The 19551-nt window shown below is 59.4% G+C and carries 19 protein-coding genes and 1 tRNA gene; 5 read left to right on the forward strand and 15 right to left on the reverse strand.

Annotation, left to right across the window (positions count from 1 at the left end; all coding sequences use genetic code 11):
* Positions 1-72: 72 nt before the first annotated feature.
* From ybaL to C5748_RS02575, 3 genes are all read left to right on the forward strand, one after another.
* A complete protein-coding gene (ybaL, locus tag C5748_RS02565) occupies positions 73-1821 on the forward strand; it encodes a YbaL family putative K(+) efflux transporter (protein ID WP_105740380.1) in 1749 nt (582 codons plus the stop codon).
* A gap of 51 nt (positions 1822-1872) precedes the next feature.
* Entirely contained in the window at positions 1873-2829 is a 957-nt protein-coding gene (locus C5748_RS02570) for a lysylphosphatidylglycerol synthase domain-containing protein (protein ID WP_105740381.1), read from the forward strand.
* Between the two features lie 147 nt (positions 2830-2976).
* On the forward strand, positions 2977-3525 hold the full coding sequence (locus tag C5748_RS02575) for an alpha/beta hydrolase (protein WP_105740382.1): 549 nt from the start codon (positions 2977-2979) through the stop codon (positions 3523-3525).
* Between the two features lie 108 nt (positions 3526-3633).
* Here the strand turns inward: C5748_RS02575 and cysW are convergent, their stop codons facing one another.
* The 10 genes from cysW to C5748_RS02625 all read right to left on the reverse strand — a co-directional run bounded on the left by cysW (position 3634) and on the right by C5748_RS02625 (position 12166).
* On the reverse strand, positions 3634-4497 hold the full coding sequence (gene cysW / locus C5748_RS02580) for a sulfate ABC transporter permease subunit CysW (protein ID WP_105740383.1): 864 nt from the start codon (positions 4495-4497) through the stop codon (positions 3634-3636).
* The gene (gene cysT / locus C5748_RS02585) at positions 4481-5323 is read right to left on the reverse strand and encodes a sulfate ABC transporter permease subunit CysT (RefSeq protein ID WP_105740384.1); all 843 of its coding nucleotides are present in this window, start codon (positions 5321-5323) and stop codon (positions 4481-4483) included. The genes cysW and cysT overlap by 17 nt, the downstream gene beginning before the upstream one ends.
* A gap of 117 nt (positions 5324-5440) precedes the next feature.
* A complete protein-coding gene (locus C5748_RS02590; RefSeq protein WP_105740385.1) occupies positions 5441-6469 on the reverse strand; it encodes a sulfate ABC transporter substrate-binding protein in 1029 nt (342 codons plus the stop codon).
* Between the two features lie 339 nt (positions 6470-6808).
* Positions 6809-6997 (reverse strand): hypothetical protein, encoded by a 189-nt coding sequence (locus tag C5748_RS02595; RefSeq protein WP_105740386.1) that lies wholly within the window; start codon positions 6995-6997, stop codon positions 6809-6811.
* Positions 6998-7251: 254 nt separating this feature from the next.
* Positions 7252-7821, reverse strand: a complete 570-nt coding sequence (locus C5748_RS02600) for an NADPH-dependent FMN reductase (protein ID WP_105740387.1) — start codon at positions 7819-7821, stop codon at positions 7252-7254.
* A gap of 157 nt (positions 7822-7978) precedes the next feature.
* Positions 7979-8635, reverse strand: a complete 657-nt coding sequence (locus tag C5748_RS02605) for a DedA family protein (protein ID WP_105740388.1) — start codon at positions 8633-8635, stop codon at positions 7979-7981.
* 353 nt (positions 8636-8988) lie between these two features.
* Positions 8989-9064 (reverse strand) — tRNA-Lys (locus tag C5748_RS02610).
* A 137-nt stretch (positions 9065-9201) separates the two neighbouring features.
* A complete protein-coding gene (locus tag C5748_RS02615; protein WP_105740389.1) occupies positions 9202-10134 on the reverse strand; it encodes a PhzF family phenazine biosynthesis protein in 933 nt (310 codons plus the stop codon).
* Between the two features lie 206 nt (positions 10135-10340).
* Positions 10341-11054 carry an NUDIX hydrolase gene (locus tag C5748_RS02620; protein ID WP_105740390.1) on the reverse strand — a complete coding sequence of 238 codons (714 nt, stop codon included), beginning with the start codon at positions 11052-11054 and terminating at the stop codon, positions 10341-10343.
* A complete protein-coding gene (locus C5748_RS02625) occupies positions 11054-12166 on the reverse strand; it encodes an endonuclease/exonuclease/phosphatase family protein (protein ID WP_245428749.1) in 1113 nt (370 codons plus the stop codon). Before C5748_RS02625 ends, C5748_RS02620 begins: the two co-directional genes overlap by 1 nt.
* A gap of 145 nt (positions 12167-12311) precedes the next feature.
* Here C5748_RS02625 and C5748_RS02630 point away from each other — a divergent pair, with 145 nt between their 5' ends.
* Positions 12312-12689: a BA14K family protein gene (locus C5748_RS02630; protein ID WP_245428750.1), complete on the forward strand. Its 378-nt coding sequence runs from the start codon at positions 12312-12314 to the stop codon at positions 12687-12689.
* Here the strand turns inward: C5748_RS02630 and C5748_RS02635 are convergent.
* From C5748_RS02635 to C5748_RS02655, 5 genes are all read right to left on the reverse strand, one after another.
* The gene (locus tag C5748_RS02635) at positions 12679-13911 is read right to left on the reverse strand and encodes an aminotransferase-like domain-containing protein (protein WP_105740392.1); all 1233 of its coding nucleotides are present in this window, start codon (positions 13909-13911) and stop codon (positions 12679-12681) included. The genes C5748_RS02630 and C5748_RS02635 overlap by 11 nt on opposite strands.
* Before the next feature lie 129 nt (positions 13912-14040).
* Complete coding sequence (gene ilvC, locus C5748_RS02640) at positions 14041-15060, reverse strand: ketol-acid reductoisomerase (protein WP_105740393.1); 1020 nt, start codon at positions 15058-15060, stop codon at positions 14041-14043.
* Entirely contained in the window at positions 15044-15787 is a 744-nt protein-coding gene (locus C5748_RS02645) for a TetR/AcrR family transcriptional regulator (protein WP_245428752.1), read from the reverse strand. Before C5748_RS02645 ends, ilvC begins: the two co-directional genes overlap by 17 nt.
* A 207-nt stretch (positions 15788-15994) precedes the next feature.
* The gene (locus C5748_RS02650; RefSeq protein ID WP_245428780.1) at positions 15995-17872 is read right to left on the reverse strand and encodes a potassium transporter Kup; all 1878 of its coding nucleotides are present in this window, start codon (positions 17870-17872) and stop codon (positions 15995-15997) included.
* 286 nt (positions 17873-18158) lie between these two features.
* Complete coding sequence (locus C5748_RS02655; RefSeq protein WP_105740395.1) at positions 18159-18905, reverse strand: pyridoxine 5'-phosphate synthase; 747 nt, start codon at positions 18903-18905, stop codon at positions 18159-18161.
* 208 nt (positions 18906-19113) lie between these two features.
* Between C5748_RS02655 and C5748_RS02660 the strand changes: the two genes are divergently transcribed.
* Complete coding sequence (locus C5748_RS02660; protein ID WP_199194685.1) at positions 19114-19515, forward strand: SpoIIAA family protein; 402 nt, start codon at positions 19114-19116, stop codon at positions 19513-19515.
* Positions 19516-19551: the final 36 nt, after the last annotated feature.

The raw sequence follows: 19551 nt of genomic DNA on the forward strand, positions 1-19551 counted from the left end.
CTCCGGCCGTCATCCAGACGGCGAACGAAGCAAAGATGGAACACCCGTCGTCCGGAGGAGATTTCCCGCCCAATGCCGCATGAGACGCCTCTGATTGCAACGATCGTCGTCGGGCTCTGCCTTGCCTTCGTCTTCGGTGCGATCGCCAATCGGTTGCGTATCCCTCCCCTTGTCGGCTACCTGCTTGCAGGTGTCCTTGCCGGACCGCATACGCCAGGCTTCGTCGCCGACCAGGAACTGGCGCCGGAACTGGCCGAAATCGGCGTCATTCTCCTGATGTTCGGCGTCGGCCTGCATTTTTCCCTGAAGGACCTTCTCTCGGTCAGGGCGATCGCGCTGCCCGGCGCAATCGTGCAGATCGCCGTTGCCACCGCACTCGGCACGGGCCTCGGCCTCATTCTCGGCTGGAACCTCGGTGCCGGCGTCGTTTTCGGCCTGGCTCTTTCGGCAGCCAGCACGGTGGTTCTGCTGCGCGCCATGCAGGAGCGCCGCCTCATTGAAACCGAACGCGGCCGCATTGCCGTCGGCTGGCTCATCGTCGAGGATCTCGCCATGGTGATGGCGCTGGTTCTCCTGCCGGCGCTGGCAAGCGTCATCAACGGCACGCCCAGCACGGCGCTCAGCGATCCTATCGCCATCTATTTCGGCCTTGGATTGTGGGGCGTCATCGGCCTCACCTTCGGCAAGGTGGCGCTCTTCGTCGTGCTGATGCTCGTCATCGGGCGGCGCGTGATCCCATGGGTCCTGCATACGATCGCACATACGGGATCGCGCGAACTCTTCCGTCTTGGCGTCCTCGCGATTGCGCTCGGCGTCGCCTTCGGCGCGGCGAAACTCTTCGGCGTATCGCTGGCGCTCGGTGCTTTCTTCGCCGGCATGATCATGAGCGAATCCGAGCTCAGCCACCGCGCCGCCGAGGAATCGCTGCCTTTGCGCGATGCCTTTGCCGTCCTGTTCTTCGTCTCGGTCGGGATGCTGTTCGATCCGGCCAGCCTGCTCAACGATCCGCTGCCGATGCTCGCCACGCTCGTCATCATCATCCTGGGAAAATCCGTTGCCGCCTTCCTGATCGTGCGTTCTTTCGGCCATCCCATCGGCACGGCACTGACGATTTCGGCAAGTCTGGCGCAGATCGGCGAATTCTCGTTCATTCTGGCCGAACTCGGCGTCGGGCTGAAACTGCTCCCGGAAGAAGGCCGTGACCTGATCCTCGGCGGAGCCATTCTCTCGATATTGCTGAACCCTCTCGTCTTCCTCGCGATGGACCGGCTCCGACCAAGACTGGAAAAACGTCTCGCGACGGCTCCGGATCAGGCCGCCTCCATGGCTGAGCAACGAGCAGAGCCGGAAGCCGAAGTGGAGGAACTGCCGGTCACCTCCTTGACCGATCATACAATCCTCATCGGCTATGGCCGCGTCGGAAGCCTGGTGGGCGAAGCCCTGAAGGCGGCAGGGGAGCCCTTTCTCGTCATTGAGGACGCCGACAAGCCGATCGGAAAATTGCGCGACGAGGATGTGGAAAATCTCATTGGCAATGCCGTGCGCGACGAAGTGCTGAATGCCGCCAATCTCCCAAAGGCGCGCCAGCTCGTTCTTGCCATTCCCAATGCGTTCGAAGCCGGTCAGATTATCGTCAAGGTTCGGGCAGCCAATCCAGGCATCGGCATTGTTGCACGCGCCCATTCAGACGCCGAGGCGCAGCATCTGACCGATCTTGGTGCGGATATCGTTATCATGGGCGAGCGCGAGATTGCGCGCGGCATGGTCACGCATCTTCTGGAAGCAAATTCACCCATCGCCGGCGAAGCTGGTGTGATCTAACTAGATACGAAAGGTATAAGACTGGCAAAATGGGTTCGGGCAACAGGCAACATGAAGCTTAAAGATTACATATGGCCAATCGTCGGCGTCATCGCGGTCCTTGTTTCGGCATGGCTGCTCTACAAGGAGCTGCGCAGCATATCGCTCGAAGATGTAATCCACAGCCTTGATGCCATCAGCCTGCATCGCTGGTTGCTGGCCGGTGCCTCGGCGATGCTGTCCTATGTCGCGCTCGCCGGTTATGACCGCATTGCGCTGCTGCACCTGAAGAAGACCATCTCCTGGGTGTTCATCACGCTGAGTTCCTTCACGACCTACGCGCTGTCGCACAATATCGGTGCCTCCGTTGTTTCAGGGGCGGTCGTGCGCTACCGCGCCTATAGCTCACAGGGGCTGACCGGCAGCGAAGTGGCGGTTCTCGTCGCCTTCTGCTCCTTCACCTTCGTCCTCGGAACAACGATCCTGAGCGGCATCGTCCTCCTCATCGAGCCCGATATCCTGCAGCGCTTTAACGACGAGATCCCCACACATCTGGCGGTCGGGCTCGGGCTCTTGATGATCCTTCTGGTGCTGCTCTATGTCTTCGGCAGTTGGCTGCAATTGCGCCCGCTGGTCATCGGCAAATTCCGGCTGGAATATCCGCGCCTCAATCTGGTCTGGCAGCAGCTTCTGATCGCACCGCTCGAACTGATCGGCGCCGCCGGCATCATCTATTTCGCCCTGCCAGAGGCAGGCAATCCGGGCTTTCTCATCGTGCTCGGCATCTTCCTCGTGTCGTTTTCCGCAGCCCTCATCTCGCATGCGCCCGGGGGCTTGGGCGTTCTCGAGATTGTTTTCCTGACCGGACTGCCCGACATGAATCAGGCCGACGTGCTGGCGGCACTGATCGTTTTCCGCCTGCTCTATCTGCTAATCCCCTTCGCGATTTCGCTGTTCATCGTACTGATCTTCGAAAAGACCCAGTTCGCGCTGCGCTGGCGGGAAAAGGACAAGCAGCCGGATCAATAACCAGGGATTGCAGAACCCAAATTTTCGCGCCAACCGGCTATTGTTAGGCGATTAGTTTCCAAAAGCCCGGTAACGATAGCCGAGCTTTTCTTCATCAGAATCGTGCCGCGACATATTCTTGAACCAGATTTGGTTTGAGGAAGCGTCATGACGACATTGATCATACCCGGTTACAGGGGATCGGAAGCCGGTCACTGGCAGCGCCAATGGCTTTGGGACGATCCGCAGGCGAAAATGGTCGAGCAGGAGGATTGGGAAAACCCGGTTCTTTCCGATTGGTTGCACGTGCTGGAGGCGCATCTGGCCGAACATCCCGGCGCCATTCTGGTCGCGCACAGCCTCGGCTGCGTACTGGTTTCCCATCTGGCAAACCGTCCGGCGGCGGCGCATGTCGCCGGTGCCCTGCTGGTCGCTCCGGCCGATACCGAAAGGATGGCGCGCCAGGATGCGAAATTCGTAAGCTTCGCTCCCCTGCCGCGCCGCGAGCTGACCTTTCCCTCGATCGTCGTCGCCAGCCGCAACGACGAATATATGAGCTTCGCCAAGGCGCAGGCATTGGCCGATGTGTGGGGCTCTGGCTTCGTCGATCTCGGCCATGCCGGCCATATCAACCCGGCAAGCGGCTTCGGCTATTGGCCGGAAGGCATGATCCTCACCTCCTCCTTCCGCCAACCGGCGCTGATCGCGGCGGAGTGAGGATCAAGGGCGTGTGGCTATTCGAAAGCCGCTGGCGCTCTCACCCCCCTCTGGCCGGCAGGCCAGAGGGGGGTGAGAGGAAGCCCGTGGCCATCAAAACAGCAACCGCTAAGCGTGTGCCTTGCGCTCCAGAATATACTTGAGAACCAGCGTCAAAAGCGCGATGAAAGCAAGTGTCGAGGCCGCGGCAAACGCCCCGACTGTGTTGTAATCATTGAAGAGCTGCTCCACCTGCAAAGGCAGGGTATTGGTCTTGCCGCGAATGGCGCCGGAGACGATCGATGTCGCACCGAACTCGCCCATCACGCGCGCGTTGCAGAGTACCGCGCCATAAAGAAGCGCCCATTTGATATTGGGCAAGGTGACGTAGAAGAAGGTTTGCAGGCCGGTAGCGCCAAGCGAGATCGCCGCTTCCTCATCGTCATTGCCCTGCACCTCCATCAGCGGAATGAGTTCACGCGCCACGAATGGACAGGTGACGAAAAGGCTGACCAGGAAGATCGCCGGAACCGTGAACATGATCCTGATATCGTGCGCCTCGAGGAACGGCCCGAGCAGGCCCTGCGAGCCATAGAGGAAGAGATAGGTCACGCCTGCCACGATCGGCGAGACCGAAAATGGAATTTCGACGAAGGTGATGAGCAGCCGCCTTCCCGGAAAGCGGAACCGCGTCACCAACCAGGCGACGCAGATGCCGAAAACCATATTGATCGGCACGACGACAACGGCGGTGAGAACGGTGAGCCAGATCGCGTGCAGGGTCGCCGGCTCGGTGATCTCGCTCCAGAAGACGCCGATCCCGCTGCTGAAGGCATAAATGAAGATCACCGCCAGCGGCACGCCGAGGAAAAGCACCGAAAGCACGATGGCGGAAAGGATCAGCGCGACCTGCCAGGGGCCGCGCTTCTTCTTCAGCGTACCGGCGGCCGTGGCGGACGGCCGGCCGATCGCAAGACTAGCTGCGCTCTGCATATCGTAACTGCCAGGCCTGGATGAGATTGGTGGTGAGAAGCATGAGGAAAGCCATGATCAGCATGACCATCGCCAGCGCCGCCGCCTGGGGATAATCGAACTCGTCGAGCCGGATGAAGATCAAAAGCGCCGTCACCTCCGTCTTGAACGGCAGATTGCCCGAGATGAAGACGATCGCCCCGAACTCGCCGAGGCTACGGGCGAAGGACAGCGCCGACCCTGCGAGAAAAGCCGGAAAGATCATCGGCCAGATGATATGCCGGAAAATCTGCCAGGGCTGCGCGCCGAGCGTCTGCGCCGCCTGCTCGACATCATCGGACAGATCCTCCAGCACCGGTTGCACGGTGCGGATGACGAATGGCGCACTGGTAAAGGCCATGGCGATGGCGATACCGAGCGGCGCATAGGCGATCTTGATGCCCATCGGCTCGAGATACTGGCCAAACCAGCCATTGCGCGAGAAAACCGTGACCAACGCCAGGCCGGCAATCGCCGTCGGCAGGGCGAAAGGCAGATCGATGAGCCCGTCGATCAACCGCTTGCCGGGAAATTCGTAGCGCACCAGCACCCATGCAAGGAGGAGGCCGAAGCTGGCATTGATCAGCGTGGCGATCGCCGCGGTACCAAGCGTGATGCGATATGTGGAAAGCGCGCGGTCCGAGGTGACGATCGACCAGAACTCGGCCCAGCCGAGGCTCGCCGTCTTCAGCACCATGGCCATGAGCGGCAGCGCCACGATGATGACCAGATAAAGCAGCGTGACGCCCATGGTTATGCCGAAGCCGGGCAGAACGCCTTTTCTGATCCTGGATGATTTTGAAAACATGGCAGACAATAGGTCCGGTTTCAAACTTTGTGGCAGGTGAGTGCCGCTTCTTCCTTCTCCCACAAGGGGAGAAGGAAGAAGCGGCACCGTCACATTACTTCAGGAACCCGCTCTTAGTCACCGCGCCGTGAAGAGCTGATCGAGGATGCCGCCTTCGGCGAAATGCTCCTCCATCACCTTCTTCCAGCCGCCGAATTCGTCTTCCACGGTGACGAGGCGGACCTCGGGAAACTGATCCGCGTATTTGGCCTTGACCGTCTCGTCATGCACCCGGTTGAAATTCTGGGCGAGGATATCCTGCCCTTCCGGCGAATAGAGATAGTTCAGGTACGCTTCCGACACGGCGCGCGAGCCGCGCTTGTCGACGACCTTATCCACCACCGTCACCGGAAATTCCGAGAGAAGGCTGATGGGCGGCACGACGACATCATAGTTGTCCTTGCCGAGTTGCTTCTGCGTTCCCAGCACTTCGGCCTCAAAGGTGATCAGCACGTCGCCGATACCGCGCTCGGTGAATGTCGTGGTCGCGCCGCGCCCGCCGGTATCAAAAACCGGAACTTGGCGGAACAGCTTGGTGATGAATTCGCGCACCTTGGCGTCGTCATTGCCAAACGCTTCCCGGGCATAGGCCGTCGCCGCCAGATAGGTGTAGCGCGCATTGCCCGACGTCTTCGGATTGGGGAAGATCACCTCGACATCGTCGCGGACGAGATCGCCCCAGTTGCGGATGTTCTTCGGGTTGCCGGCACGCACCAGGAAGGCCGGCAGCGAATAATAAGGCGAGGAATTGTTCGGCAGGCGCGACTGCCAATCGGCGGGGATGAGATTGCCCTTGTCGTGCAGGACCTGCACATCTGTCACCTGGTTGAAGGTGATGACGTCGGCCTCCAGCCCTTCCAGGATCGAGCGCGCCTGCTTCGACGACCCGGCATGCGACTGGTTGACGGTGATGTCGTTGCCGGTCTTTTCTTTCCACGCCGCCGTAAAGGCCTTGTCGATCTGCTCGTAGAGCTCGCGCCCGATATCGTAGGAGACGTTGAGGATCTCCTTCGGCTCGTCGGCACGCGCGGGCGAAGCGCCCAGCGCCAAGGCCGGTGCCAGAGCCAGAGCCAGAGCCATTGCTGCATATAGAAAAATTTTCTTCATAGATCGTCATCTCCACGGGCACGCTTGCGCAAAGCCGCCTTGATCAAAGGAACCATGGAAAAACAATCTAGTGCCGTATATGGCAAAATCAATCTAAATCATTGATTTGAATAGATAAACTAACATATTAACTGATCGCGCAATGCTTATCGCGGACCAATGCAAAAAAGCGGGCATTTTTTTCGGAAGGCAAGCGTAGGGAGGAAATGATTTCCCGCAAAAAGAAGGCTGGAAAGGAGCTCGCTCCATCCAGCCTTTGCGCGGGGCCACATCACCCGCTCAGTTCCCACTCAAACCTCGACCGTTGATCGGTCTCTCACCTCAAACCGGAAATCCGTCTCACCAGAAGCCGCGCTGTTTCCAGCACCACAGGACGTCATCTTCTACCCGTTCGGTCCTGCGCCTGCGCCTCGCGGCGATTTCGTCGGTGTCATGCGCCATGGCGAAAAGAGGCCGTTCCAGACAGGCAAGCGCCCGTGCAAACAGCTGGCTGACCGGGAGAACACAGAGTTGGTAGATGCGTGTCATTCCAATCTCCTATACACTCACGGGAAGGCGCAAATGCTACCCTCTTCAAATTGCCCTGTTTTCGCCACACAGGTCAACGTTCCCCTAATGATGGAGGCTTTCCCCTGATTGTCAATAAGGTCGCGGCGCTGATGGTATATAAATACGATATATATTTTGTGATAAGGCGTCGAGGACACATTTCTCACGCAAAAGCCGCCCCTGCGATCAACAGGAGCGGCTTGAAATGAGGACCGAAACAGATGGCCGATGCGCTAGGCGCTGCGGATCGTCTTGAGGCCCGTTGTCCAGCGCTGCAGCTCGTCGAGCACTGTCGTGGCGCTCGCCGTGATCAGTTCGTTCGGCTTGAATACGCCCTCCTCATCGATGAACTGCATGAAGCTGGGCACCGGAATGCCTTCCGGGATCGCCACCATCTTGAGGTTCGAAAGCTGCAGCCGTGCGATCTGCGCGGCACGCAAGCCCCCGGACACACCGGCGTAGCTCAGTATGGCGGCGGCCTTGTAATGCCATTCCGATGCAAGATAGGTGACCGCATTGAAGAAGGCCGGAGGTGGCGAATAATTATATTCCGGCGTCACGAAAACGAAGGCGTCGGCGGCTTCGACGCTGGCGCTCCAGTCCTTCGTGTGCTGGTTTTCATATTGCTTGAGACGCGGATGCTTCGGTTCGTCGAAAACCGGCAGGGCAAATTCCGCCAGATCGACCAGGGCGGCGTCGAACTTGCCATGATCCATGGCAAAGCCATGAAACCATTCGGCGATTTTAGGTCCCTGACGTCCTGGTCTGGTGCTGCAGATGATGATGTGAAGTCTGGGCTTCATCAGGCAATTCCTCTGTCGGTTGGGGATTTCCCAGACGGCATAACCTGCTCCTGCCAAGGCGGGCAAGAAGGCACCTGGAGGTAACCGGCCTGAAAAGGACGGGTTCAGGAGAAAGTGATTGCCGCTTTTTTGCGGTCGCCTCATCGGCTGGCGAAATTCATTCCGCCGGTGATATCTGTACTCCGCGCCGGCGGCGCGGGCGCGATTTGAACATGCGAACACCGAAGATCGTGGCGACGGTAGCGAGGATCGTGACGCCGAGCGTCAGCCACATCCAGTCACCGCCATTCATGCCGGCGAAAATGCCCGCTCCCTTGCCGGCAAGCCAGCCGGGCGAGAACATCACCGGCGCCCATACGGCGGCGGAAAGGACATTGGCGGTCTGGAAACGCTTCTGATCCATCGACATCATGCCCGCCACCAGAGGCACTGTGCAGCGGATGGGACCGAAGAAACGGCCGAAGAACACCGCGGCGAAACCATAGCGGCGGAAATAGAGTCGCGCACGGGCGACGCCCTGGCGATGCCGGTTGAGCGGCCATTTGTGAACGATGCTGCGCCCCACCCACCAGCCGAGGAAATAGGAGATGATGTCGCCGATCACCGCGCCGATGATGGCGCCGAGAATGACGGAAAACGGCTCGATGATACCGGCGCCGATCAGCCCGCCGATTAAAAGCATGATGGCGGTGGCCGGAATGAACATTCCGATCAGGGCAAGCGATTCGCCGAATGCGATCAGCCCGACGATCGGCCCGGCCCATGCTCCATGCGCCGAGATGAAATGCCCGAGCTCGCCCAGAAAGCTTTCCATGCAGTCCCCAATACCATCAACAAGACGTTAGCTGACAGAGTTTAAGGAACTGTACAGCGATTTTCGAAAACCACGGCAGGACCACCGCGACCGCCGATTGTTGTCTTTCTAAATGTGGCAGACAAGGATCAAATATTGATGACAGGAATTTGTCTTCAAGACTGACGCATATCCCTCACCTACCGCTTCTGCGGCAACATATGGCAATCGGATGGGGCAGTGGCAAGCGCGGGAGAAGAAGATGGCGAAAACAGTTTCGGCCCCATCGAGGCGAAACTCCGGCCCACAAATCGGCATCAAGCAACAATGTATAGAAACCGGATTAAGTTTCAGCGGCAAACCATTGAAAGGTTTGGTGGGTGCGACAGGGATCGAACCTGTGACCCGCTGATTAAGAGTCAGCTGCTCTACCAACTGAGCTACGCACCCGCTTCGTCTGGACAGCGTCCTGTCGAAGTGAGCGGTTCTATAACCGCACTCATCGCACCTGTCCAGCCTTCAATCGCGCAATTTTGCAGAAAGCCTGTATGGAAGACGATCTATTCCCGCAGTCAGGCCGGTTGCGGTCAGACGAATATCATGCCTTCCGCCACTTTTACCGCCGATCCGCCGATGCGGGCGCCCGCTATGCGCCGGTTCTCGATATCGATCTCGAGCCTGATGCGCGAGGGCCGTCCCATCTCCATGCCCTGCTCGATCCATAGCTGTGTTATGCCATCCACCGGCTTGTCGAAATGATGGATTGCTCCGGCAAAGGCGGCAACGGCCGATCCGGTCGCCGGATCCTCATAGTGATTTCCCGCCGTCACGAACATGCGCGCATGAAAATCGCTGTCGAAAAGCCGCGTCTCGCGGCAATAGGCGTAGATCGGCAATTGCCGCCCATCGATTGCCGGCATGTTTTCCCTGACAAAAACCGTATCGACCGAGATCTTGGCCGCCGTGATCAGATTGTGCACAGGAATGAGCACATAGGGATTGCCGCCGCTCCAGACGCTCGGCACGTGATTCTCGAAGCCGATCTCATGCGTGCCGACACCGAGCGCCGCCGCGGCGACCTCCTTTTCGACCTCGATATCGAGCTTTTCGGGCAGACGCGGCAGATCGAATTCAGCGAAAGCGCCCTTCTTTGAAAGCCCGACGCCGCAGCGCACCACGCCGATCTTCTCCTCCAGGGCGATCAGCACATCGGCATCTTCACCGTTGAAGCCGCTGCGCTTGCGGGCAAGCGCAATGGCCGTTCCCACCGTCGGATGACCGGCGAAGGGAAGTTCGTAATCCGGCGTGAAGATGCGGATCGCGGTCGTATGGATCGGATTTTCGGCTGGCGTGATGAAGACCGTCTCTGAAAGGTTGAACTCACGCGCGATCGCCTGCATACGCTTCTCGCTGAGCCCCTCGGCATCATGGACGATCGCAAGCGGATTGCCACTCAGCGTCTCCTCCGTGAACACGTCGAATATCTCATAGGCCCGCCCCGAGGCCGTTTTACCATCCATACTTCACAATCTCCATTCCTACAGCGCCATGCGTCCTCTGTGACGCTACACAAGGACGCCGTAGACTATTGAACGGCGCATCGGGCTTTCCGAAACCCGTAACAGGTTTTCGGACCGACGCGCCGGCACCGGCATAGGCCCCGAGCATAGACATGGAGACGTCGGGCACAATCGAATATGCATTTCCGGTCAATGTTTTTCCGGCATCATCCCGCATCGTTGAAATGCCAGTCGGCAAAGGCCTTGACATAACTTGGTGTGGCCTCCCCCATTTGCCCCGGTCCGGTCACCTTGATGATCTGGTCCAGTTCCGGATCGTCCTGGCCGGCGAGATGATCCTCGATGCGGCCGATCAGCGTCGCCGCATCCTCGGCGAAGCGGTAGCGGCGGAAAAGCGCAATGCTGCGATTGCCGGTTACCAGATGGATCTTCGTCTCCTGCCGGGCATGCGACAGATCGAGGCCGGTTTCCTCATGCACTTCACGCCTGCTATTGCTGTCATAATCGACCATCCCGTCGGCAATATCATTGTCGTCGATGGAACCCGCCGGAAAATAGATGCGCCCGCCGCCGGCATTGCGCGCGGCCATACGCGCGGCGATCAGATGATTGTCTGCAGAAACCACCACACCGACGCCAAAGATATGCCATGGCCGGATTTCTTGCGGATCACGGCGCCAATAAAGCAGCGTCTCGTAGAGCGTGCGGACGAAATCGGCGCGCAGAACACCATCCCCGATGCTCGCCTGCGGCGCGAAATAGAACTCGCCATTGAAAAGATTGGGATTGGCGGCAAGCTCATCACGCCAGTTGCGCTCGATCGCCGCCTTGTTCGCAATGGCGTAATCAAGTGCTCCCGGCACGACGCGCACCTCGACGCGATCGATCGGAATGACCGTGTTCTCGGGAATTCCATCCATCAAAGAATATCCAGCGTCATTGCAACAGGGCAATGGTCGCTGGCCTTTGGTCTGTCCCAGCCGGTCCTCGGATAGCGCTCAACCGTTTGGCCCTCCGGGAAGATTACACGCCAGGGCTGACCGCGGCGCACGATATCAGGCACCGCCTGGGCGTTCTTGCGGCTGAGTGCCGGAGAGGACAGGATGTAATCGAGCTGGCAGAGATGGCGCTCCAGCGGGCCACGGGTATGATAGAGCGTCCAGCGATCCATGATGGGCCGGCGTTCCACCAGGTTTTCCGCGAACCCGTCCTGCAGCAGGATATCGATCGAACTGACGCTTTCCGTCGCCGGCTCGAAGACATAGCCGTTCACCTCATCGCCGCCGATGATGATGCGCTCGCGGTAATCGTTGAAGTCGCCGCAGATCAGCCAGCGCTTGTGTGGCGCGCCCTCGCGTCCGAACTTCTTCTCGATGATCCAGCGGACCGCCTTCGCCTCGGCGACACGCACCGGCATGGTTGCCATACGTCCGTCGAGCCCATTGCGCTGGCCCGCCATCGATTTGAAATGGCAGACGAACAGCGAAAGCGGCCGGCCGCCGACGCGAATGTCTATCTCCAGGCAGTCGCGCTTGAAGATGCGCTCATGCGGCTCGATGCCGAGCGTTGCGAGGATCGGATCGTAAAGCTCCAGATCGGCGTAGGTCAGATGTGCGTGGCTCTTCATCGAGACGAACTCGATCGGCTGGCCATCGCGGGTTTCCTCGCGCATCATCACCGCCACGTCGATGCCGCGGCTGTCATTGCCCTCCACGATGTATTTGTGACGATAGCCGTGCCCGACCATCTTGAAGAGATAGCCATATTCGAAGGCTTTGAGCGCGGCGAGATTGTCCACTTCCTGCAGGCAGAGGATATCGGCGCGGGTATCGGCAATGGCCAGCGCCGTCATCTGGCGGGTATCATCGGCATGGCCGATGGCGCGCGCCTGTTCGAGCAGCTTGTACTGCGCCTCGTCATGAATCTCGAAGAGCTGAAGACTGCGGTCCTGATGTAGTTCGTTCCGGAAGCCCGAAAAATCGAACCGGTGCATCAGATTTTCGACGTTGAAGGTGGCGATCGTTAAGGACATGCGCGGCGGAGTTTTGCCCGCCGCGTCCAAAATGACAAGACCCGCCGGCAATCTTTTACAGCCAACCACTGGGCGATCGCGTTAATCACCGCCCGGGTTTGCCAGCGCCCGGCCTGAACCCTATATAAAGGGGAAGGATGCGATGATGATGATGTCGAGAACACTCTGGATGGTGCTATTGGCGGGAAGCTGGCTGTTGCCGGCCGTCTCCGCCGCTTCGGCGATCGAGATTCGCCAGCAATCCGGCATTCAGCCGCTGCGGCCCGAGAGCCCCTCGATCGTCGGTGGCACTGGCAGCGGGGGTGGCAGCTATTATTCCGAACAGGGCGTGCTGCATTACAAGAACGGCGATCCGATCGAGCAACGGCAGCGCTCGCCCGGCGTCAAGGCGCGCGGAGCCACGCCGAGCGTAAATCACATCCAGTGGTGCCAAAACCGGTATCGCTCCTATAGCATCAACGACAATACCTATCAGCCTTTCGCCGGCACACGCCGCGGCTGCTCGTCGCCCTTCAGTCCCTAAATGCAGCAGCCATTTGCGTGCGAACGAGCCGCCCGAGACGGCTGATCCCTTCCTCGATCATCGCCTCATTGGCGCATGAGAAACTGAGTCGCAGCGTATTGGCGCCCGAACCGTCTGCGAAGAAGGCTTTTCCCGGAACAAAGGCCACCTTCTCGCTTTCGACCGAAGCGGCGAGAAGTTCCGCGCCATCGAACCCTTCCGGCAATGTCACCCAGATGAACATGCCGCCCTCCGGCCTGGTCCAGGAAATTCCTTCGGGCATATGTCTTTCGAGAGCCGCCAGCATACCGTCACGACGCCGCCGATAGGTGTTCCTGAGCTTCTCGACCTGCCCCTCGAAGCCGCGCTCCGCCACGCGGCATATGGCGATCTGGTTGATGGTCGGGGAATGGAGATCCGCCGCCTGCTTCATCAGCACGAGCTTCTGGACAACCGGCTTCGCCGCGCAGACCCAGCCAACCCGCAATCCCGGCGCCAGCGTCTTGGAGAAGCTGCCGCAATAGATCGTCCGGGTCTGCTCGATGCCGCCCGTCCGGGCGATATCGAGCGCCAGGAGCGGCGGGATCGCCTCTCCATCATAACGCAGCGACTGATAGGCCGCGTCCTCGATGAGGCCGATATCGAGCTCGTCTGCCAGACCGAGCAGACATTGTCGCGCAACACGATCGAGCGTCTCGCCCGTCGGATTGGCGAAGTCGGCAGACGCATAGGCGAATTTCACCCGCCCTCCGGCATTTGCCGCCGCCTCGCGGTAAGATAAAGGCGTCCGGTTGCCATCAGGCGAAAGACGATCATAGGCCGGTTCATAAGCATTGAAGGCCTGAAGCGCCCCAAGATAGGTCGGCCAGGCCACGAGCGCCGTATCGTTTGGCGACAGGAACAGCTTGCCGAGATAATCGAGCGCCTGCTGCGAACCGGATGTGATGAAGATATTGTCGAGTGAACAGTCGATTCCGAGCGCATTCATTTGGCCGCCAATCCATTCGCGTAAGGGCCCATAGCCTTCGCTGACCGAATATTGCAACGCGGCAGCCGTTTCCGGACCGCCGAGAATCTCTCCATAGGCTTCCCGGAATGCCGCGTCGGGAAACAGCGCAGGATCGGGAATGCCGCCCGCAAACGAGATGATGTCGGGACGTTCGAGAAGCTTCAGGAGCTGTCGGATTTCCGAAGCGCGCATCCGTGACGAACGGGTGGCGAAGATATTCTCCCAGGCAAACATGTCGCGGTCCTTGAACGTTGAATCCGATCAAATGTCAGCAATACTGACCTAAATGGCAATACCCGAAAAAGCCGGGGATGTCTCCCCGGCCCGTATTTCCCGCCTGTCGCAGTTGCGTCAGGTATTCGCTTAGTTCTTGGCCTTGTCGACCAGCGCGTTCGACTTGATCCACGGCATCATCCCGCGCAGCTTTTCACCGACCTCTTCGATCTGGTGCGCGTCGTTCATGCGGCGGATACCCTTGAAGCGCGATGCGCCCGCCCGGTATTCCTGCATCCAGTCCGAGGTGAACTTGCCGGTCTGGATATCCTTCAAAACCCGCTTCATCTCGGCCTTGGTCTCTGCCGTGATGATGCGCGGGCCGGAGACATATTCGCCCCATTCGGCGGTGTTGGAGATCGAGTAGTTCATGTTGGCGATGCCGCCTTCATAGATCAGGTCGACGATCAGCTTCACCTCGTGCAGGCACTCGAAATAGGCCATCTCGGGCGCGTAACCCGCCTCGACCAGCGTCTCGAAGCCGGCGCGGATGAGCTCGACCAGACCGCCGCACAGCACGACCTGCTCGCCGAACAGATCGGTTTCACATTCCTCGCGGAAATTCGTCTCGATGACGCCCGAACGGCCGCCGCCGACGCCGCAGGCATAGGACAGCGCCAAATCATGTGCATTGCCGGAGGCATCCTGGTGGACGGCGATCAGGCAGGGCACGCCGCCACCCTTCTGGTATTCGCTGCGAACCGTGTGGCCGGGCCCCTTCGGCGCGATCATCACCACGTCGACGGTCTTCTTCGGCTCGATCAGGCCGAAATGCACGTTGAGGCCGTGAGCGAATGCGATCGCCGCGCCGTCGCGGATATTGTCGGCGATATGCTCCTTGTAGATGTCGGCCTGAAGTTCGTCAGGCGTCGCCATCATCATCAGATCAGCCCATTTGGCGGCTTCGGCGACGCTGACGACCTGAAAGCCGTCGGCTTCCGCCTTTTTGGCGGTGGCGGAACCGGCGCGAAGCGCGATGCGCACATCCTTGGCGCCGGAATCCTTCAGGTTCAGCGCATGGGCGCGGCCCTGGCTGCCATAGCCGATGATGGCGACTTTCTTCGACTTGATCAGATTGAGATCAGCATCGCGATCATAATATACGCGCATGAGGTATTCCCTTCCTTATGTTTCCATCCAACTTTGCTCCGTAAAGAGCGAAAAACTGCTGCGTCGCGCGCCTAGAATCCCGGACGATCGCCGCATCAGTCAATTCCAGCCGGTCGCCGAGCAGCAGCCGGATTTGCATGTCCCGGACGACAAGCCCGAAGAACGTGCGAAATGCATCTTCCGTATCCTCAAAGGTAAGGAGGCCCGCCTCGCGGCCGATGTCGAGAACCGGCTTCAGCCGCCGCGCCATGGCGAACGGGCCGTTGGCCAGCACGATGGCGCCAAGGTCGGATTTCCCGGTTCCGGCATGGCTGACCGCCAGACGGTTGAGCGCCACGGAAATCTCCCCGGAGAGAACACGCAGCCAATCGCGGGCGAAGCCTTCAAGGCTGGTGAAGAGCGATTTCGCATCGAGCCCTTCGCGTGTCACCGGCACGACCCGCACCTTCGAAGCCTGCCACTGCACCGTCGCGGTCAAAAGCCCGTCGCGGTCGCCGAACCATTTGTAGAGCGTTTCCTTGGAACAGCTGGCGCGCCGCGCGACGCCCGTCATGGTCAGCGCATCGCCGCCCTCGACGAGCAGGCCGAGCGCTGCATCCAGCACGTCCTTCTGACGCGCCGTCAGACTGTCGCCGCTCACGTCCACCCTGCCCTGCACCTTCGCTCCCGCGCTGCCGTACCGTACGTTACGGTTCGGCACCATGTCGAAAGCGAAGCCAGAATGCAAGTCCTTCCGGGATCAATTTCATGAGAGGTGAAGTGCTACAGTCACATTGATGCGCCGCGGCAGTTCAAACATCGAGCCATGGGTTCTCGGGTCAAGCCCGAGGCCCCATGGCTGAGGGGCAAAAACAGTCCTGTCACCCACTTCAGGATCCAGAAATCACCAGCTGCCATGCCTTCCACGGCAACGACACCCAGCCCCCTCTCCCGTTCACATATTGACCTGGGTCCCGACCTCCACGACGCGTCCGGTGGGTATCTGGAAATATTCGGTTGCATCGGATGCCGTGCGTGCCAGGAGAATGAAAAGCCTGTCCTGCCAGAGCGGCATTCCCGAATTGGGCGAGGCTTTCAGTGTGCGCCGCGACAGGAAGAAGGAGGTCTTCATGATATCGAATTGCCAGCCAAGCTTGCGGCAGATCGCCAGCGCGCGCGGAATATTGGGCTGTTCCATATAGCCGAAGGTCAGCGTCACCTGCATGAAGCGCTCATTGTACTGCGACACGCGGGCCCGGTCGGCGGTGGCGACGCGCGGCGTCGGCGCGGTCACCACAGTCAGGATGACATTGTTCTCATGCAGCACCTTGTAGTGCTTGAGACTGTGCATCAGCGCCGTTGGCGCGCTTTTCGAATCGCTTGTCAGGAAAACGGCGGTTCCCGGTACGATGATCGGCGGCTTCTTTGATATTTGATCGACAATCAGGTCGAGGTCCACCTCGCTCTTGCGGGTCTTGTGGAAGAGGTGCCGGGTGCCGCGCACCCATGTCACCATCACCACCATGACGATAGCGGCCATCAAGATGGAAACCCAGCCGCCCTCGTGGACCTTGGCGATATTGGCGCTGAAGAACACCAGATCGACCAGGAGGAAACCTGCGGTCACCAGGCCTGCTGCCGCCAGCCGCCATTTCCAGATGCGGGTCATGACAACGAACAGCAACGAACTCGTCACGATCATATTGCCGGTGACGGCGATGCCGTAGGCCGAGGCGAGACGGGAGGAACTTCCGAAACCGATAACCAGCAGGATGACGGCGATGCCGAGCAGGAAATTGACGCGCGGAATATAGATCTGGCCAAGCAGCTTATCGGATGTGTGCTGGATTTCGAGCCGCGGCAGCATATTGAGCTGCACAGCCTGGCGCGCAAGGGAATAGGCGCCAGTGATGACGGCCTGGCTGGCGATGACGGTCGCAGCCGTCGCCAGCAGCACCATTGGTATGAGCCCCCAGGCCGGTATCATCTCGAAGAACGGGTTCGAAGCAGCCTTTCCGTGTGACAGGATGAAGGCGCCCTGCCCGAAATAGTTCAGAAGCAGGCTGGGAAACACGATCCACAGCCAGGCAGTCACGATCGGCTTGCGCCCGAAATGGCCGAGATCGGCATAAAGCGCCTCGGTGCCGGTGACCGCAAGGAAGATCGCGCCGATCGTCGCAAATGAGGTCGCGGGATTTTCCAGCAGGTAATCGACCGCATAATAGGGATTGATGGCGAGGAAAACCGTGGGATCGTCGAAAATATGCCAGAGGCCGGTAAGCCCCAGCGAGAGGAACCAGAGCGCGGTGATCGGCCCGAACACCGCGGAGACCTTGGCCGTACCGAAGCGCTGCACCGAAAAGAGCGTCACCAGGATGGCGATGGTCACCGGCACGACGAAAGGCGTCAATTCCGGCGTGATGACTTCCAAGCCTTCAACGGCGGAGAGGACGGAAATGGCCGGCGTAATGACGGCATCGCCGAAAAATAGCGCTGCACCGCATATGCCGATGCCCAGGACGACATTTGGCCGCTTACGGAAGCTCGACCGGACAAGCGCCATCAGCGAGAGGATGCCGCCTTCGCCATTATTGTCGGCGCGCAGCACGAAGAGGATGTATTTGATGGTGACGATCAGCGTCAGCGCCCAGAAGATCAGCGAGATGACGCCCAGAATATCCGCGCGGGACAGCGTTCCGTCGCTTGCGGCCGCATGCAGGCCTTCGCGAAAGGCATAGATCGGGCTGGTGCCGATATCGCCATAGACGACACCCAATGCCCCCATGAGCAGAACGCGGAAGCTGTCGCCTTCAGGTCCCGTATGCTCGGCCATCCCGTTTTCGGGACCGGCAGCTCCGGCCTCAGGCGTAACGCCGTTCCGCACATTGTTCATTGCTGATACCTCACTGCCTCAGTATCTCGCTCGCATCCCGTAACGCAACTCTCCGGGCGCCGTTCCTGAGGACGTGGGCGGACCGGATAGCCACACCGCACCGCAAATGCTTGCCAGTGAAGTTATGCGCTGAGCGAATACCCATGCCCCCTGAGCAACGAGAGCGCTATGCCTGCACGATTTCATGAAATTTCCTAATATTTTGAAATGCCGCAGGGTTAAGGAATTATGCAGTGGTCGCCAGCGCTGCCAGGAAGCGCCTGACGGTCATCGCCATTCCATGCTCCAGCGCATCGGCCGTAAGTCCGTGACCGATGGAAACTTCGGCAAGCGCCGGGATACGCCTGGCCAGCGGTGGAATGTTTTCCACCGTCAGGTCGTGACCCGCATTGACGCCGAGACCCAGCGCAAGCGCCGCGTCGGCGGCAGCGCCGAGTTTGCGCAATTCTTCCGCCGCGGCTTTCGGTGAAGCATGCGCCCCGCCATAGGGCCCTGTGTAGAGCTCGATCCGGTCCGCGCCGATGGCCTTCGCCGAAGCGAGCCCTTTCGTATCAGGATCGGCAAACAGTGATACGCGCACCGTGCGTTTCTTCAATCGCGCCACGATGGGTGCCAGGAAATCGGCTTTGCTGTCGAAGTCCCAGCCATGATCGGAGGTGGCCTGCGTCGGATCGTCGGGCACCAGCGTTACCTGTTCCGGCTCATATTTTTCGACTATATCCAGAAAATGTTCCGTCGGAAAACCCTCGATATTGAATTCGGCCCCCGGAAATTCATCATCGATCAATGCCCTGATATCACCGAGATCGGAAAAGCGGATGTGGCGCTGGTCGGGGCGCGGATGCACCGTCAACCCGGACGCACCGGCATCGAGCGCGATGCGTCCGATGCCGGTAACGCTCGGCCATGGCAGGTCGCGGCGGTTGCGCAGCATGGCGGCGGCGTTAAGATTAACGGAAAGTTTTGCAGTCATTCCCGGCCTGGCTCCTCAACGAAAGTGCTGTTGCAGCGTTATAATGGAAAATCAGCCGGCTGAAAGCTGTAACAGCGCCGTGCGTCCATTGGGACGCACAAAGGACGCTGTAAGTCATTGTATCTGCGCATCGCGCTTTCCGAAAACCGATTCCGGTTTTCGGGCCGATGCGGTAACATAACTTTCCAGTTCGACATAAGGAATCATGATGAGGCCCGAGACCACCATTCCAGTCGTCCGCCGCATCCCGACCAATCGGGCGGATGCCTTCGCCTTCACCATAGAGGGCCATCTCTCCAACGCTGATGTCGAAAACGTCTACGGTCTCTTGGAAGCCGCCTATGAGCAGCACGACAAGATCGATCTTCTGGTGCGGCTCAACGGCTATGAAGGGTTCGACTGGAACGCCGCATTCAAAGATACCACATTTGCCATGCAAACGCGTTCGCTCAAGCACATCCGCCGCTATGCGATCGTCGGCGGCCCGGCATGGATCCATGTCTGCGCGAACCTGCTGAAACCATTTCTTTCCATCGACATGAAGACATTCGATTCATCAGATGAAATCAAAGCTTGGCAATGGATCGGCGCCGAAGAGATAGGGGAATAGGGGAATAAGGCAGTAGGGGAATATGTTTTATGTCCT

Origin of the sequence: Phyllobacterium phragmitis, assembly GCF_002980495.1 — a bacterium.
Lineage (GTDB): Bacteria > Pseudomonadota > Alphaproteobacteria > Rhizobiales > Rhizobiaceae > Paramesorhizobium > Paramesorhizobium phragmitis.

What these genes read in the sequence shown, in the direction of transcription:
- C5748_RS02575 (WP_105740382.1), top strand. Translation starts at nt 2,977, where the DNA reads ATGACGACATTGATCATACCCGGTTACAGGGGATCGGAAGCCGGTCAC.
- C5748_RS02595 (WP_105740386.1), bottom strand. Translation starts at nt 6,997, where the DNA reads ATGACACGCATCTACCAACTCTGTGTTCTCCCGGTCAGCCAGCTGTTT.
- C5748_RS02590 (WP_105740385.1), bottom strand. Translation starts at nt 6,469, where the DNA reads ATGAAGAAAATTTTTCTATATGCAGCAATGGCTCTGGCTCTGGCTCTG.
- C5748_RS02625 (WP_245428749.1), bottom strand. Translation starts at nt 12,166, where the DNA reads ATGTCCTTAACGATCGCCACCTTCAACGTCGAAAATCTGATGCACCGG.
- ybaL (WP_105740380.1), top strand. Translation starts at nt 73, where the DNA reads ATGCCGCATGAGACGCCTCTGATTGCAACGATCGTCGTCGGGCTCTGC.
- C5748_RS02660 (WP_199194685.1), top strand. Translation starts at nt 19,114, where the DNA reads ATGAGGCCCGAGACCACCATTCCAGTCGTCCGCCGCATCCCGACCAAT.
- C5748_RS02570 (WP_105740381.1), top strand. Translation starts at nt 1,873, where the DNA reads ATGAAGCTTAAAGATTACATATGGCCAATCGTCGGCGTCATCGCGGTC.
- C5748_RS02655 (WP_105740395.1), bottom strand. Translation starts at nt 18,905, where the DNA reads ATGACTGCAAAACTTTCCGTTAATCTTAACGCCGCCGCCATGCTGCGC.
- C5748_RS02650 (WP_245428780.1), bottom strand. Translation starts at nt 17,872, where the DNA reads ATGGCCGAGCATACGGGACCTGAAGGCGACAGCTTCCGCGTTCTGCTC.
- cysW (WP_105740383.1), bottom strand. Translation starts at nt 4,497, where the DNA reads ATGCAGAGCGCAGCTAGTCTTGCGATCGGCCGGCCGTCCGCCACGGCC.
- C5748_RS02635 (WP_105740392.1), bottom strand. Translation starts at nt 13,911, where the DNA reads ATGTTTGCCTGGGAGAATATCTTCGCCACCCGTTCGTCACGGATGCGC.
- C5748_RS02630 (WP_245428750.1), top strand. Translation starts at nt 12,312, where the DNA reads ATGATGATGTCGAGAACACTCTGGATGGTGCTATTGGCGGGAAGCTGG.
- C5748_RS02620 (WP_105740390.1), bottom strand. Translation starts at nt 11,054, where the DNA reads ATGGATGGAATTCCCGAGAACACGGTCATTCCGATCGATCGCGTCGAG.
- C5748_RS02615 (WP_105740389.1), bottom strand. Translation starts at nt 10,134, where the DNA reads ATGGATGGTAAAACGGCCTCGGGGCGGGCCTATGAGATATTCGACGTG.
- C5748_RS02600 (WP_105740387.1), bottom strand. Translation starts at nt 7,821, where the DNA reads ATGAAGCCCAGACTTCACATCATCATCTGCAGCACCAGACCAGGACGT.
- C5748_RS02605 (WP_105740388.1), bottom strand. Translation starts at nt 8,635, where the DNA reads ATGGAAAGCTTTCTGGGCGAGCTCGGGCATTTCATCTCGGCGCATGGA.
- ilvC (WP_105740393.1), bottom strand. Translation starts at nt 15,060, where the DNA reads ATGCGCGTATATTATGATCGCGATGCTGATCTCAATCTGATCAAGTCG.
- cysT (WP_105740384.1), bottom strand. Translation starts at nt 5,323, where the DNA reads ATGTTTTCAAAATCATCCAGGATCAGAAAAGGCGTTCTGCCCGGCTTC.